General features: G+C 69.8%; 10 protein-coding genes and 1 other RNA gene. 8 read left to right on the top strand and 3 right to left on the bottom strand.

Going from position 1 to position 15,421, the window contains the following annotated elements:
- Nucleotides 1-114: 114 nt before the first annotated feature.
- Nucleotides 115-4,947, top strand: a complete 4,833-nt coding sequence (locus ABD333_RS34085; RefSeq protein ID WP_344546670.1) for an NAD-glutamate dehydrogenase — start codon at nucleotides 115-117, stop codon at nucleotides 4,945-4,947.
- 8 nt (nucleotides 4,948-4,955) lie between these two features.
- On the opposite strand, the gene ABD333_RS34080 is transcribed toward ABD333_RS34085, so the two are convergent.
- Entirely contained in the window at nucleotides 4,956-5,870 is a 915-nt protein-coding gene (locus ABD333_RS34080; RefSeq protein ID WP_344546669.1) for a DUF8094 domain-containing protein, read from the bottom strand.
- Between the two features lie 348 nt (nucleotides 5,871-6,218).
- On the bottom strand, nucleotides 6,219-7,334 hold the full coding sequence (prfB, locus tag ABD333_RS34075) for a peptide chain release factor 2 (RefSeq protein ID WP_344546668.1): 1,116 nt from the start codon (nucleotides 7,332-7,334) through the stop codon (nucleotides 6,219-6,221).
- 115 nt (nucleotides 7,335-7,449) lie between these two features.
- On the opposite strand from prfB, the gene ABD333_RS34070 reads away from it, so the two are divergent.
- Complete coding sequence (locus ABD333_RS34070) at nucleotides 7,450-8,499, top strand: DUF8094 domain-containing protein (RefSeq protein WP_344546667.1); 1,050 nt, start codon at nucleotides 7,450-7,452, stop codon at nucleotides 8,497-8,499.
- A gap of 17 nt (nucleotides 8,500-8,516) precedes the next feature.
- Here ABD333_RS34070 and ABD333_RS34065 read toward each other — a convergent pair whose 3' ends face one another.
- Complete coding sequence (locus ABD333_RS34065) at nucleotides 8,517-8,702, bottom strand: hypothetical protein (RefSeq protein WP_344546666.1); 186 nt, start codon at nucleotides 8,700-8,702, stop codon at nucleotides 8,517-8,519.
- A gap of 349 nt (nucleotides 8,703-9,051) precedes the next feature.
- On the opposite strand from ABD333_RS34065, the gene ftsE reads away from it, so the two are divergent.
- The 6 genes from ftsE to ssrA all read left to right on the top strand — a co-directional run bounded on the left by ftsE (nucleotide 9,052) and on the right by ssrA (nucleotide 15,133).
- Complete coding sequence (gene ftsE, locus ABD333_RS34060; RefSeq protein WP_344546665.1) at nucleotides 9,052-9,741, top strand: cell division ATP-binding protein FtsE; 690 nt, start codon at nucleotides 9,052-9,054, stop codon at nucleotides 9,739-9,741.
- 63 nt (nucleotides 9,742-9,804) lie between these two features.
- Nucleotides 9,805-10,710, top strand: coding sequence for a permease-like cell division protein FtsX (gene ftsX, locus ABD333_RS34055; RefSeq protein ID WP_344546664.1), 906 nt, complete (start codon nucleotides 9,805-9,807; stop codon nucleotides 10,708-10,710).
- Between the two features lie 87 nt (nucleotides 10,711-10,797).
- Entirely contained in the window at nucleotides 10,798-12,003 is a 1,206-nt protein-coding gene (locus ABD333_RS34050; protein ID WP_344546663.1) for a S41 family peptidase, read from the top strand.
- 4 nt (nucleotides 12,004-12,007) lie between these two features.
- The gene (gene smpB, locus ABD333_RS34045; protein WP_344546662.1) at nucleotides 12,008-12,481 is read left to right on the top strand and encodes an SsrA-binding protein SmpB; all 474 of its coding nucleotides are present in this window, start codon (nucleotides 12,008-12,010) and stop codon (nucleotides 12,479-12,481) included.
- A 9-nt stretch (nucleotides 12,482-12,490) separates the two neighbouring features.
- Nucleotides 12,491-14,428, top strand: coding sequence for a penicillin-binding transpeptidase domain-containing protein (locus tag ABD333_RS34040; protein WP_344546661.1), 1,938 nt, complete (start codon nucleotides 12,491-12,493; stop codon nucleotides 14,426-14,428).
- Nucleotides 14,429-14,760: 332 nt separating this feature from the next.
- Nucleotides 14,761-15,133, top strand: a transfer-messenger RNA (tmRNA) gene (gene ssrA, locus ABD333_RS34035).
- Nucleotides 15,134-15,421 lie beyond the last annotated feature (288 nt).

The raw sequence follows: 15,421 nt of genomic DNA, 5'->3' as shown, positions 1-15,421 counted from the left end.
CGATGCCCCGATCGAGTCGCGGCCCCGCTGGTCGGCTTTGCGGCGATTCCTGGCTACGCTGGCGCAGTGAGCGGCGCCACAACGATGTGGCGAAGGGTCTCAAGGGGAGAATTGATGGGCGGCAAGCTCGATCAGGCGAAGGACGACCTGCTCCGGCGGGCGGCGGAGACGTGGGCACAGGGAGTCGGCGCCCGTGGAGGCGACCTCGAGGAGGCGGTCGCGTACCTCCGGTTGTACTACCGGCACGTCGCACCCGAAGACCTCCTCTCCCGTGACCCGGCCGACATCTGCGGCCCCGCCATGGCGCACCGGGTGCTGGGCGAGGAACGGCCGCAGGGACGCGCCAAGGTCCGGGTGTTCACGCCGACGCTGGAGGAGTACGGCTGGGACCCCGGCCACACGGTCGTCCAGGTCGTGACCGACGACATGCCGTTCCTCGTCGACAGCGTGACGATGGAGCTCAACCGGCACGAGCTGACCGCCCACCTCATCGTCCACCCGCTGCTGGGCGTCGACCGGGACGTGGCGGGCCACATGAAGGCCTTCCGCGGCAAGCTCGACAGCGACGCCGACATCGACGAGTCCTGGATCCACATCGAGGTCGACCGCACCAGCGACCGCGCCCGCCTGGAGCAGGTCGAGCGTGACCTGCTGCGGGTCCTGCAGGACGTGCGGGTCGCGGTCGAGGACGAGCCCAAGATGCGCTCCCGGGCCGGTGAGATCGCGCTGGCGATCCGGGAGAACGCGCCGCCGCTGCCGGAGAAGGAGCTCGCGGAGGGCGTCGAGCTGCTCGACTGGCTGTCCGACGGGCACTTCACGTTCCTCGGCTACCGCGACTACACGCTGACCGAGCACGGCACGGCGTTGCGTCCTGAGCCGGGCACCGGCCTCGGCATCCTGCGCGGCGACAAGCGCGAGTCCGACAGCTTCGCCGCGCTGCCGCCCGAGGTGCGCGAGAAGGCCACCGAGAAGCACCTGCTGGTCCTCACCAAGGCCAACTCGCGGTCCACGGTGCACCGGCCGCTCTACCTCGACTACATCGGGGTGAAGAAGTTCGACGACAACGGCGAGGTCGTCGGCGAACGCCGGTTCCTCGGCCTGTTCACGCACGTGGCCTACAGCGAGTCGATCGCCCACGTCCCGGTGCTCAAGCGCAAGCTCGACGAGGTGCTGGAGCTCGCCGGGTTCACCGCCGACAGCTACGACGGCCAGGACCTCATCGAGATACTGGAGAGCTACCCGCGCGACGAGCTCTTCCAGATCTCCGTCGACGACCTGCTGCCGATAGCGCTCGGCGTGCTGCGGCTGCGTGAGCGCCGCCAGCTCAAGCTGTTCCTGCGCAAGGACCTGTACGGCCGTTACATGTCGTGCATGGTCTACCTGCCGCGCGACCGCTACACGACCAAGGTCCGGCTGCGCATCCAGGAGATACTGCGCCGCGCGTTCGACGGCGTCAGCGTCGACTACAGCGCGAACGTGACCGAGTCGATGCTCGCCCGTCTGCACGTGGTGGTGCGCGGCGAGCGCGGCCGCCCGCTCCCGGACGTGGACGCCGACGAACTGGAGGCACGGCTCGCCGCCGCGACCCGTTCGTGGGAGGACGACCTGGCCGACGCGATCGTCGAGCAGTGCGGCGAGGAACGTTCCGGCGCGCTGGCCCGCCGCTACGGCGACGCCTTCCCCGAGGGCTACAAGGCCGACTTCCCGGCGCGCACGGCGGTCGCCGACCTCAAGCGGCTGGAGGAGCTCAGCGGAGACGGCGAGACCTCCATCAACCTGTACGAGCCGTTCAGCGCCGAGCCGGGCGAGCGCCGCCTCAAGATCTACCGGCTGGGGCCGCCGATCTCGCTGTCGCGCGTGCTCCCCCTGCTGACCAACATGGGCGTCGAGGTCGTCGACGAACGCCCGTACGAGATCGTCACCGGTGAGCCGGACCGCCCGTACTGGATCTATGACCTGGGCCTGCGCTACAAACCGCCCGCGGGCGTGGCCGAAGAGGACATCAAGGAGCTGTTCCAGGACGCGTTCGCCGCGCTCTGGCGCGGCGACATCGAGAACGACGGCTTCAACGCCCTGGTGCTGCACGTCGGCCTCAACTGGCGGCAGGCGATGGTGCTGCGCGCGTACGCGCTCTACCTGCGCCAGACGGGCACCACGTTCAGCAAGCGCTACATCGAACAGGTGCTGCTGGCCAACGCCGCGATCACCCGGCTGCTGATCCGGTTCTGGGAGAGCCGGCTGGCGCCGACGCTGTCGGGCGGCGAGGAGGAACGCAGCGCGGGCATCGCCGAGGAGCTGAACGGCAAGCTCGACGAGGTCGCCAGCCTCGACGAGGACCGCATCCTGCGCGCCTACCTGTCGATGATCAACGCGACCCTGCGCACCAACCACTACCAGCGCAAGCCGTACCTGTCGCTGAAGTTCGACCCGCAGCGCATCCCGGACCTGCCGCAGCCGCGGCCCAAGTACGAGATCTTCGTGTACTCGCCGAAGGTCGAGGGCGTGCACCTGCGGTTCGGCGCCGTGGCGCGCGGCGGCCTGCGCTGGTCCGACCGGCGCGAGGACTTCCGCACCGAGATCCTCGGGCTGGCCAAGGCCCAGGCCGTCAAGAACACCGTCATCGTCCCGGCCGGTGCCAAGGGCGGCTTCGTCGGCAAGCAACTGCCCGATCCCGGCGCGGACCGTGAGGCGTTCATGCAGGCGGGGATCGCGTGCTACAGGGAGTTCATCTCCGGCCTGCTCGACGTCACCGACAACCTCGTCGACGGCAAGGTCGTGCCACCGCCCAACGTCGTCCGGCACGACGGCGACGACACCTACCTGGTGGTCGCCGCCGACAAGGGCACCGCGACGTTCTCCGACATCGCCAACGAGGTGGCTGCCTCGTACGGCTTCTGGCTCGGCGACGCGTTCGCCTCCGGCGGCTCGGTCGGCTACGACCACAAGGCGATGGGGATCACCGCGCGCGGCGCCTGGGAGTCGGTGAAGTACCACTTCCGGTCGCTCGGCAAGGACATCCAGAAAGAGGACTTCACGGTCGTCGGCATCGGCGACATGTCCGGTGACGTCTTCGGCAACGGGATGCTCCTCAGCGAGCACATCAAGCTGGTCGCCGCGTTCGACCACCGGCACATCTTCATCGACCCCGACCCCGACCCGGCGGTGTCGTTCCAGGAACGCCGGCGCATGTTCGCGCTGCCGCGCAGCTCGTGGGCCGACTACAACACCGAGCTGCTGTCCAGGGGCGGCGGGATCTTCCCGCGCACGCTGAAGTCGATCAAGTTGACGCCGGAGATCCGGGCGGTCCTCGGCATCCCCGGCGACGTGCTCGCGATGACCCCGTTCGAGCTGATCCACGCCGCGCTCCGCGCACCCGTCGACCTGCTCTGGAACGGCGGCATCGGCACCTACGTCAAGGCCACGGTCGAGAACAACGCCGACGTCGGCGACAAGGCCAACGACCCGGTCCGGGTCGACGGGTCCGACCTGCGCTGCAAGGTGATCGGCGAGGGCGGCAACCTCGGCCTCACCCAGCTCGGCCGCATCGAGTTCGCCCGTGCCGGGGGCCTGGTCAACACCGACTTCATCGACAACTCGGCCGGGGTGGACACCTCCGACCACGAGGTCAACATCAAGATCCTGCTGGACCAGGTGGTCCGGGACGGCGAGCTGACCGGCAAGCAGCGCGACAACCTCCTGTACGGGATGACCGACGAGGTCGCCGACCTCGTCCTGCGCGACAACTACGCCCAGAACGTGACGCTCGCGGCGGCCCGTGCCCAGGCGCCGTCGATGTTGCACGTCCACGCCCGCTACATGCGCAAGGTCGAACGGGCCGGGCGGCTCAAACGGCGGCTGGAGTTCCTGCCCGACGACAAGGCACTGGCCGAGCGACGCCAGTCCGGGCGTGGCCTCACCGGACCGGAGTTCTCGGTGCTGCTGGCCTACTCCAAGCTCACGCTCGACGAGGACCTGGTCGCCTCCGACCTGCCCGACGACCCGTACCTGCGGTCCTGGCTGGTCGACTACTTCCCGACCCCGCTGCGCGACCGCTTCCGCGACTACATGGACCGGCACCCGCTGCGCCGCGAGATCATCACCACCACCGTGGTGAACGACCTGGTCAACAACAGCGGCATCACGTTCATGTTCCGCATGAACGAGGAGACCGGCGCCTCGCCGCAGGACGTGGCGCGGGCCTACCTGGTCGCCCGCGAGGTCTTCGACATGCCGCGCTTCTGGCAGTCGGTCGAGGCCATGTCCTACCAGGTGGACGAGTCGACCCAGATCGCGATGCTGCTGGAGGGGCGCAAGCTGACCGAGCGCGGCGCCCGCTGGCTGCTGCACAACCGGCGGCCCCCGTTCGACATCCGCGACTCGATCGACTTCTTCGCCGCCGGCGCGTACACGCTCGGCGCGCAGCTGCCCAAGCTCCTGGTGGGCCTCGACCTCGCCGGCTTCGAACAGCGCCGCGACGGCTTCGCCGGACGCGGCGTACCGGATGAGCTGGCCGAACGGGCCGCGATGATGGTGCCCGCCTACTCCACGTTCGACCTGGTCAGCGTCGCGCACGAGACCGGGCGCGCGGTCGAGGAGGTCGCCGAGGTCTACTTCGACCTAGCCGACCGGCTCCAGCTCAGCCGCCTGCGCGAACGCATCATCGCGCTCCCGCGCGACGACCGCTGGCGTTCGATGGCCCGTTCCGCCCTCCGCGACGACCTCTACGCGGCGCACGCGGCCCTCACCCGTGACGTGCTGGTCGCCAGCATGCCGGGAGCCCAGCCTGAGGAACGCCTGGCCAACTGGGTCCAGAAGAACCAGACCGCCGTCCTGCGCGCACAGCAGACCCTCACCGAGATCTGGGAGAGCGACAGCTTCGACCTGGCCACCCTGTCAGTCGCCCTAGGCTCCATCCGCACGCTGGTTACTGCGAGTTCACTGCTCTAGCAGGCTGGTTAGTGGGCGGCGGTTAGGGAGACTGATTCGCCTAGGACGGTGGCCTTGCCGGTTGGCGGGGCGTAGCCGATGGCCAGCCACTGCCAGTTGGCCCTGACTGTGCCGCCGGGTTTCGTCTTGGCCCGGATCAGGTGGTTGCGGATGTCGGTGGGGAGGGCCTGCTCTGTCCCGCCGGTGAGTGTGCGCTGCTGCGTGAGGCCGTACCAGACCAGCGAGCCGCCGTCCTTGGTGCGGAGGGCCCAGGAGCCGCCGCGGTCGGGCGAGACGCGGCCGGGGTCGGCTCGCCAGTTGCCGTACGAGGGGGTACGGGCGCCGGCGGTGTAGGCGTCGGGTGTGAACGCCGACCGGTCGCCCGAGGCCAGGAAGGCGGCGTGGGCGGTGGGCAGGCCGCGGTCGGGGGCCGGGATGGCGTACCCCTGGGGGTCGTAGGCCAGCTCAGGTGGCTTGCCCTTGAACGTGAGCCAGTGAGCGGCGCGCCACGGGTCCTTGTCACCGGAACGGACGAAGAGGGCGAGGATCTGCTGCTCTTTGCCGCCGGACCGTTGCAGGGCGGCGACCGCGAACCATTTCGACGCGGCCCCGCCGGTCTGCCTCGGCACGTACAGGACCGGGTTGAGCAGGGTGATGCGCGTCGAGGCGGCGAGGCGGCCGTACGTCCGGACGCGGGCGCTGACCGGGGCCTCAAGCCCGCCGGTGACCGCGGACCGCCAGAGCCGCTCGTCGCCGGACGTGACGGCCTTGTTGTGCCGGGCGGTCCAGTCCTTGAGGATCCGGCCGGCCTCGTCCGCGGTGACCACGGGCTTGTCGGCGGGTTCGGCGACCCGGGCCGCCGGGACCTGCGAGTCGCCGGAGCAGGCCGTGGCGAGTACCGCGAGCGCACCCCCGGCGAGCACCGGGGCCGACAGTCGGAGCAATTCCCACCTCAGCGGACGATTCGGAAGTGTGCCGCGTCAGTGTAGACCGGAGAAAGGCCCGAAGGGCGCCGGGTTGATCCCACTGCAGCGGTCAGGAAGAGCGGAACCGCCCCGGCGCCCGACGGAGATCAGGAACCCGCGGCCGAGACGGCCTCGCGGTACGGCCCGGTGATCGTGGCCTAAGTGATCACCGGTCATTGCCAGCCTGCCCCGCCTGAACGGGGAGTACGCCTCGTTCCACTTCATCATCGCAGAGTGACCGAATGGTCACGCAGGGGAATCCGTAACGCGTGCGCGGACGGGCCCGGGGGTGCGGGAACGGGCGCGGACCATGCCGCGCGCGGGCGGTTAGGAAGCCGCGGTCTCCTGCTGGCGCATCCAGCGGATCTCCGCCTCGATGAAGTCGTCGATGTCCCCGTCCAGAACGGCGGTCGGGTTGCCGACCTCCACGCCGGTGCGCAGGTCCTTGACGATCTGGTAGGGATGCAGCACGTAGTTGCGGATCTGCGTGCCCCAGCTGCTGGTGCCCTCACCGCGCAGGGCGGACATCTTGTCCGCCTCCTCCTGCCGCTTGCGCTCCAGCAGCTTGGCCTGCAGCACGTTCATCGCGGTGGCCTTGTTCTGCAGCTGGCTGCGCTCGTTTTGGCAGGAGACCACGATGCCGCTCGGGATGTGGGTGATCCGCACCGCCGAGTCGGTGGTGTTGACGCCCTGCCCGCCCGGGCCGGAGGACCGGTAGACGTCGATCCGCAGCTCGCTCTCGTCGATCTCGACGTGGTCGCTCTGCTCCACGACCGGCACCACGTCCAGGCCGGCGAACGACGTCTGGCGGCGTCCCTGGTTGTCGAACGGGGAGATGCGCACCAGCCGGTGCGTGCCGTGCTCGCCGCGCAGCGTGCCGTAGGCGTACGGGGCCTTGACCGTGAACGTGGTCGACTTGATCCCGGCCTCTTCGGCGTAGGAGGTGTCGTAGACCTCGGTCGGGTAGCCGTGGCGTTCGGCCCAGCGCAGGTACATCCGCTGGAGCTGCTCGGCCCAGTCGGCCGCGTCCACCCCGCCCGCCTGGGCGTTGATCGTGACCAGCGCCTCACGCGAGTCGTACTCGCCCGACATCAGCGTCCGGACCTCAAGGGCCTGGATGGCCTTGACGAGCGACGCGAGCTCCTCGTCGCACTCCTTGCGGACGTCCTCGTCGCCTTCCTCAGCCGCCATCCCGTACATGACGGGGAGGTCGTTGAGGCGCTGACGGAGGCCCTCGACCTTGCCCAGCTCGCTCTCCAGGTACGACAGGCGGCGCGTCACCGACTGGGCGCGCTCCTGGTCGTTCCACAGGTCAGGGTCGGCCGACTGCTCGCGCAGCTCGGCGATGTCACGCCGCATGCCGTCGAGATCCAGCACCTGTTCGATGCCGGCGAGGGTCGAGCCGAGCTCCTTGAGCTGTTCTTCGGGTTCGATGCCTGCCACAGGTCGAGCTTATCGCCGTCCCGGTAGTGCCCGAACGCCCGGCCATGCCCCGGCTGATGGCAGAATCACGGGTCAGCGAGGTGTGGTCCGGGACGGAACCAGGGGGCGAGAGCGGGTGCTGAGGGTCTCGCGGACGGTGGCGGCGATGCTGCTGGCCGTGCCGTTCGCCGTCACCGGCTGCGCCGGTGGCGAGGGCTCCGCCGCCCGGCCGTCCAAGGCCACGATCACGACGGCGACGCCGACCCCCGAGCCCCTCACCCCGCAGGTCGCCACCCGCCACTTCCGCACGTTCACGATCGACGACAACGTGGCCAGGGCCGCGGGCGACGAGCGCCTGGCGCTGAGCTGGGTCACCGACGGCCAGGCCATGCTGACCGCCGCCGAATACCGCAAGGCCGCCTTCGACGGCGATGCCGTCCGGGAGTACGAGTACGGCACCCCGAAGCTGTACGTGCCGAAGCTGACGTCCTATCCCCACTGGTTCGTGGCGCAGGTGGCCAGGACCGTCAAGGGCGACAGGAAGAGCACCCGCGAGACCTACATGGCGTTCGTCCGCCGCAGCCCCGCCGAGGGCTGGAAGCTGAGCCTGACCACGCTGCTCGCGCCCAAGGCCCGCGCGCCCAAGGTGGCCGTGGACGCCGAGGGCTACGCCACCGCGCTGGCGCCGACCGAGTCCTCGGTGCTGATCCAGCCGCGGGCGCTGCCCGGCATCCAGGCCACGCTCGCCGCCGAGGGCCCCGACAGCGTGGCCGCCAAGGTCATGAAGGCCGGGTCGTTCACCACCGGCTACTACTCGCAGACCCGCAAGGACCGCCGGAAGGCCAAGGACCACGGCCTGGTCCTGGAGACGGTCTTCGTGGCCACGCCCTTCCCGTTCTTCCCGCTGCGCACCCAGAACGGCAGCGGCCTGGTCCTTTACGCGCTCTCGCGCAACAGCATCACCAAGGCCAAGGAGAAGGACAAGAGCAAGCCGCCCATCCCGCCGGACGTCGCCCACCTGCTGGACGGCACCGTCAAGGGCACCGAGATCCAGACGACGGACATCTTCCAGTTCGCCGCGTACGACCCGGTCAAGGTGAGCGGAGACGGCAAAGTGCAGGGCAAGGCAGACGTGATCGCCGAAACCGGCGCCCTCGCCCGGGCGGTCACCCCACCCCCCAAATGACGACCCCGGCGGCGGGGTCAGCCGGCGAGGCGTTGCAGGACGAGTGCCACGAAAAGCAGGGCCACCAGGCTTGCCAGAACGAGGGCCGGTGGCACGGACAGGCCGTGGCGGTGCATCTCGTCACGGGCGATCCGGCAGGTCGAGCACCGTCCCTCGACCACCGGGCCCGAGCATCGAGCGCAGATCAGGTGTTCGCAGCTCATGTCGTGGGCCCCTATCTCCGTGCAATTCGCCATCATCCAGCGTAGCCGGACTGTATGGTCGTTCCGGCAAGTCCGAGAGCTCAAAGGGCATGAACCGGCGTACGTCGGGAGTCGGTGGTATGGAAGGCGCTCGTTGTTCCGGGGCCGACACGCCGTGCCCGGTGGCGCTTCCCGTGCCCTCAGACGCCCCGATATGGGCCGAGGCAGTTGACGGTCCCCTCTATAGTGCTCGGAAGCCACCTGGTCACCCGGCCGGGCGGCGCAGCGGAGTCGCTCCCGTCCCGGATTCGTCCGGGGTTCCCGGCGTCACCGTTCTCAGACCCCTAGACTGAACCGCCGTGATGCAGCCGTGATCCATTTCGACAACGTCACCAAGGTCTACAAGACCCAGAACCGGCCGGCCCTCCAGCACGTGAACGTCGCCATCGAGAAGGGCGAGTTCCTGTTCCTGGTGGGTCCGTCGGGTTCCGGCAAGTCGACCTTCCTGCGCCTCGTCCTCAAGGAGGAGCGTCCTACCCAGGGTCACGTGCACGTGGCGGGCAAGGACCTCAGCCGGTTGACCAACTGGAAGGTGCCGCACCTGCGGCGCCGGATCGGTTGCGTCTTCCAGGACTTCCGGCTCCTGCCCAACAAGAACGTCTTCGAGAACGTCGCGTTCGCCCTCGAGGTGATCGGCAAGCCGCGGCGCTTCATCGGCAAGGTCGTGCCCGAGGTCATCGACCTCGTCGGGCTGGAGGGCAAGGCCAACCGGATGCCGGACGAGCTGTCCGGCGGTGAGCAGCAGCGCGTCGCCATCGCCCGCGCGTTCGTCAACCGGCCGATGATCCTGCTGGCCGACGAGCCGACCGGGAACATCGACCCGGCGACCTCGATCGGCATCATGAAGGTCCTCGACCGGATCAACCGCACCGGAACGACCGTGGTGATGGCCACCCACGACGCCGCGATCGTCGACGCCTTCCGCAAGCGCGTCGTCGAGCTGGAGGACGGCAGGGTCGTCCGCGACCAGTCGCGCGGCGTCTACGGCCAGGCCTACTGAGGCCGGCCGGCCCCCAGTTTTCCACGCTCCAGTCGGGGCACAGGCGATCAAGGACAGCGAGGCATGCGCGCACAGTTCGTTCTCCAGGAGATCTGGATCGGTCTCCGCCGGAACCTCACGATGACGATCTCCCTCGTCATCACCGTCGCCATCGCCATGGCGCTGCTGGGCACGGGGATCCTGCTCAGCCAACAGGCCAAGTCCTCCAAGAGCTACTGGTACGACAAGATCGAGGTATCGGTCTTCCTGTGCGCCAAGACCAGCTCCAACACCACGTGCGGCAAGAAGGACATCACGCCGCAGCAGCGTGAGGCGCTCCGCGACGAGCTGGAGAAGCTGCCCCAGGTGGCGAAGATCGAGTACGAGAGCAAGGAGGCGGCGTACGCCCGGTTCAAGGACCGCTTCGCCAGCACCCCCGGCTTCGTGCAGAGCGCCAAGCCCGGTGACATCCCCGACTCGTTCCGGATCCGGCTGAAGGACCCCGAGCAGTACAAGCAGGTCGCCCAGGCCGTGCTCGGCCGCCAGGGCGTCGACCAGGTCATCAACGAGCAGGAGATCCTGAAGAAGTTCTTCAGGATCATCGGCGGCCTGCAGTGGGCGGCGCTGCTGATCGCGGGAATCCAGCTCGTCGCGGCGGTGCTGCTGGTGGCCAACACGGTCCGGCTGTCGGCGTTCAACCGCCGCCGGGAGACCGGGATCATGCGGCTGGTCGGCGCGTCCAACACCTATATCCAGCTGCCCTTCATCATGGAGGGCGCGATCGCGGGCCTGGCCGGTGGCCTCATCTCCGCGGTCCTGCTGATAGGCAGCAAGGTCGCGCTCGTCGACCGGCTGGCCGGCAACATCGGGTTCGCCAGCCAGCTCACCTGGTTCACCGTGTTCCTGGTCATCGTCGCCACGATCTGTTTCGGTGTGCTGCTCTGCGCCCTCGCGTCGTTCCTCACCCTCCGCCGCTACCTGCGCATCTGATGAGCGCCGCCGGGCGCGCGGCGGTCGGCCCCGGCGCGTGAGCCCGGCGGGACGCCGGCCGGAGCGGTGGTGTCTACACTTGGCCGCATGTTCCGGTTCAGCGGTCGTGTGCTGCGCGCAGCCGCCGTGGCCGTGGCCGTCATCTGTGCCTACTCCGCCGGAGTCGTCACCGGCGGAGACGCCGAGCGGGCCGCGCCCGCCGGACGGTCCCTGCTGGACGAGGCGGCCGCCAAGATCGGCCAGGAGGCGGCGCGGCCGGTCGACCGGGGCGAGCTCGACCGCGCCGCGATCGACGCCATGCTGAAGCGTCTCGGCGACAAGTGGGCGCGCTACTACTCGGCGCGGGAGTACGACGACTTCCGCGGCCGGCTCACCGGCCGCTACAGCGGCGTCGGGCTCTGGCTGGGCGCCGCCGACGACGCGGAGGCGACCGACAGGCGGGTCCGCGTGGCCAGCGTCCAGCCCGGCTCGGCCGCGGCCCGCGCGGGCGTCCGGGTCGGCGATGTGATCACTGGTGTCGGGGGCGACCGGGCCGACGGCTGGGACGTCACCAAGGTCGCGACGGCGCTGCGCGGCACCCCGGACTCCGATGTGCGGCTGACCGTCGACCGGGATCGCAGGGAGCACCGGTTCACCCTCGTTCGTACGGCTGTGACCAGCGCGGACGTGTCCGTGGTGCCGCTCGACGACCACATGCGGCTGATCCGCGTCGGCGCGTTCACCCAGGGGGTCGGCCGCCAGGTGCGCGGTGCCCTCGCCGAGACCCCGGACCGGCGCCGCGGCGGGGTCCTGCTCGACCTGCGCGGCAACCCGGGCGGGCTGCTGCGGGAGGCGGTCGAGACGGCGTCGGCGTTCCTGCCGGGCGGTCTCGTGGTGACGTACGAGCGGCAGGGCCGTCCGGCCGAGAGGATGAACGTGACCGATCCGGGCGACACCGGCACCCCGCTGGTCGTGCTGGTGGACGCGGGGACGGCCAGCGCCGCCGAGGTGGTCGCGGGCTCCCTGAGCGACCGCGACCGCGCGGTGATCGTAGGATCGCGTACGTACGGGAAGGGCTCGGTGCAGGAGCCGATCCGGCTGGCGGACGGTTCGGCGATCGAGCTCACCGTGGGTCGCTACCGGACACCGAGCGGTCGTAACCTCGACGGTGTCGGGATCGACCCGGATGTGGCGGTCTCCGCCGACCGCCCGCCCCGCGCGGCCGAGCAGCGGGCTCAGGCGGTGCTGCGGGGACTGCTCGCGACGCTGCCGGAGGCGGGCTCGGGCGGCGCAATGAACAGAGACCGAGGCTGATTGAGTGCCACGTGAGACAGGGCGTAGGAACATCGCCCAGAACAAGCGTGCCCGTTACGACTACCACATCGACGACACGTGGGAAGCGGGCATGGTGCTGCTCGGCACCGAGGTGAAGGCCCTGCGCGCCGGACGGGCCTCGCTCGTCGACGGCTACGCCCACGTACGGGACGGCGAGGTGTGGCTGGAGAACGTCCACATCCCGCAGTACGTGCAGGGCACCTGGACCAACCACGCCGAAAAGCGCCCCCGCAAGCTCCTGCTGCACAAACGCGAGATCCATAAGATCATCGTCAAGTCGCAGGAGCCGGGCTGGACGCTGATCCCGCTGGCGCTGTACTTCAAGGACGGTAAGGCCAAGGTCGAGATCGGCCTGGCCCGTGGTAAGAAGTCGTACGACAAGCGCCAGGCCATCGCGAAGCGGGAAGCCGACCGGGAGATGCAGCGAGCGAACGCGGCCCGGCTCAGGAGACGGTGAAGGGTGTCCATGAGCAACCGAGGCCGCAGGGGAGTGCCGACGGTGCGGCGCCGGGTGATCTCGGTGGCGGCCTGCGCGGGGCTGGTGGGCGCCGGTACCTCCGCCTGTTTCGCCGAGCAGTCGGCGATGCCGACCGTGCGCGACTTCCTCGTGGCATGGCAGGTGGAGAACTACGCCGCCGCCGCCAAGCACACGGTCGGCGCCGACCGGGCCCAGGTGGCGCGCGCGCTCGCCGGGCTGCGCAACCAGCTCGACGCGGCCTCGATGAAGCTGGCCCTGGGGCAGCCCGTACCGGCCGGCAAGAAGCCGGGCCGGGCCATCGCCAAGAACGGGGAGAACGCCGAGGCCCGCTTCGCGGTCAAGATCGACCTGGGTGAGAACGGCGAACCCTGGACCTACACCGGAGTGATGAAGCTCAAGCGGATCAAGGGCAAGTGGAAGGTCGTCTGGGATCCGTCCATCATCCATCCGAGGCTCAGGGCGGGTCAGCGGCTCGCGGTGGTCTCCCAGACGTCGCGGCGCAGCGCCATCCAGGACACCAACGGCGCCTCCCTGCTGCGCACCGTTCCGGCGTACATCATCGGGGTCGTCCCCGGCGAGCTGGCCGATCCGAAGAAGACCATCGAGGCGATGATCGAGGCGCTGCCGTTCCGCGGCAACCGCACCCTCGACACCCAGCGGCTGCTGGGCCGGATCCGCTCCGCCCCGCCGGAGAAGTTCCTGCAGTTGCTGACGGTCGAGGCGGGGTCCGCGGGCGGCATCGAGCGGCTGCTCGGCCAGGTCCGCGGGCTGCAGGTCAAGCCCGTCAACGCCCCCATCGACCCCGTCGCCGCGACCGAGTTCGTCGGCAAGCTCGGCCCGGCCACCAACGACCGGCTCCAGCAGGTCGGCGCCCCGTACCAGCCGGGCGACACGATCGGCGTCAGCGGCCTGCAGCTGCTCATGCAGCGCCGGCTCGCCGGTACCCCCACCGTCCGGGTGATCGCCCAGGACGCCACCGGACGCAGTGTCGAAGAGCTGCGCTCGTGGCCCGGCACCGACCCGCAGCCCGTCCAGACGACGCTGGTGCGCGCCGTGCAGAGGCGGGCCGACTACGCGCTCGCCGACCTGCCCTACCCGGCGTCGATGGCCGTGGTCAATCCCGCGAGCGGCGCCGTCCAGGCCGTCGCCAACCACCGCACCAACGGGCAGAACAAGGCCCTCGAAGGCCGCTACCCGCCCGGGCTCGCGTTCGGCATGGTCGGCGCGGAGGCGCTGCTCAACAGCGGCATGACCAAGGACACCGAGACCGACTGCCCGGCCTCGGTGCAGGTGGGCGGCCGGACGTTCACCAACCCGGCCCCCGCTCGCGGCAAGAACACGTTCGAATCCAACTTCGCCCTGTCCTGCGCGACCACGCTCGCCGCCCTGAGCAGCCGGCTGGACACCTCGGCCCTCATGGCGGCCGCCGCGAGGTTCGGGCTCGGCAAGGACTGGGGCATGTCGGTCCCGGCGTTCACCGGCACGGTGCCCGCGCCCGCCAACGCGGCGGACAAGGCCGCGATGATGATCGGTGAGGGCGGGGTGCAGGTCAGCCCGCTGGCCATGGCCCTGGCCGCCAGCGCCGCCGGGAACGGGTACTGGCGTCCCGGGTTCATGCTGAAGAACCCCCGCGACGCGCAGGCGGGCGTGACCGGCCAGCCGCTCGCGGCGACCGCCGTCCTCGACCTCAAGTCGCTGATGCGCTCCTCGGTCTCGCGCGGCACGGCCAGGGACGCCAACGTCGGCCAGGTGTCCGGCGTGACCGCCACCGTCGTCGCCAACGGCAAGACCGTCTCGTGGTTCGTGGGCTCCCGCCCCGAGTACGCCTTCGCGATCGCCGTCGAGGGCAAGGTCAACACCGCCGCCCTCGTCCAGCGGTTCCTGGCGCGCAGCATCCCGAGCATCGCCCCCACCGCCGGTCGCTGAGCCAAATCGTTGCGACTTTGTTATCTCTTTACGTTCTGGTCGCAACCTGAGCGGGGGTCCCGTGCGTCTTTATGGGTGACTGAGACACCGCTTGGGGGGTTGCGGACTCAGTCGCCGTGATGAGACCAGAGCCTCGTCTCGGGGGAGGCTCTGCCGTCCGGACCGGCCCGACCCTGCCGGTCGGCCCCGGTGGGCGCGACTAGATCGTCGCCCACCGGGGCGTCACTTTTTTCAGGCCCCCCGGCTCCCCGGGAATGCCGTTGGCACCGACCGCGTTATCCATGTAGCGTCTTGCTGCGGACGTCTCGGCGTCCGTCTTGACAATTCAACATGGGGGTGACCGGCTTCGACTTCGGTAGGTCGAGCCAGGGGAAGCGGGCCGAGGGTTGCTGTCGTGACCTCGTAAATCCTGTGACAGCAAACCAATAACTGCCAACAAGAAGCAGTCCGAGTTCGCTCTCGCCGCCTGAGGCGAGTAGCGACTCTGTCAGCCCGGGAGAGTCTCCGACCCGGGGTCTGGCATCGCTAGGAGACTCCACCTGTAATCCCGGCCGCGGGGATCACAGGAACATCTAACAGTGGCTGAGCCCGTCGGCAACTTGCCTGCGTGAGTGCCGGGGCTGAGAAAACGACTAGCAGGCTGCGCCCGGAGAAGCCCTGACTCATCATCGAAGGACGCGGGTTCGATTCCCGCCACCTCCACGAGCCGGCCCATGGTGCTCGGCGAGCTTCGCTCGCCTTCGCCGTGGGCCGCAGTGTTTACCTGGGGGGCGACCCCCAGACCCCCGAGGTGCTCGCGCGCTAGCGCGCGCTGCGCCGGTGGGCGGGGGTTCGAGCATGAGCCTGGAAGTCCACGAGCCGGCCCTTGATGGTCGCCGACCTTCGGTCGGCTTCCCCGTGGGCCGCTGTGTTTACCTGGGGGGCGACCCCCAGACCCCCGGGGTGCTCGCGCGCTAGCGCGCGCTGCGCCGATGGGCGGGGGGTTTGAGCATG

The organism is Actinomadura fulvescens (assembly GCF_039533225.1).
Taxonomy (GTDB): domain Bacteria; phylum Actinomycetota; class Actinomycetes; order Streptosporangiales; family Streptosporangiaceae; genus Spirillospora; species Spirillospora fulvescens.
The sequence above is the reverse complement of the archived record's forward strand: the minus strand, read 5'-3'. Positions and strand labels throughout refer to the sequence as shown.

Coding starts and splice junctions, on each gene's coding strand:
- ftsX (WP_344546664.1), top strand. CDS start 9,805: ATGCGCGCACAGTTCGTTCTCCAGGAGATCTGGATCGGTCTCCGCCGG.
- ABD333_RS34040 (WP_344546661.1), top strand. CDS start 12,491: ATGAGCAACCGAGGCCGCAGGGGAGTGCCGACGGTGCGGCGCCGGGTG.
- ABD333_RS34065 (WP_344546666.1), bottom strand. CDS start 8,702: ATGAGCTGCGAACACCTGATCTGCGCTCGATGCTCGGGCCCGGTGGTC.
- ABD333_RS34050 (WP_344546663.1), top strand. CDS start 10,798: ATGTTCCGGTTCAGCGGTCGTGTGCTGCGCGCAGCCGCCGTGGCCGTG.
- ABD333_RS34085 (WP_344546670.1), top strand. CDS start 115: ATGGGCGGCAAGCTCGATCAGGCGAAGGACGACCTGCTCCGGCGGGCG.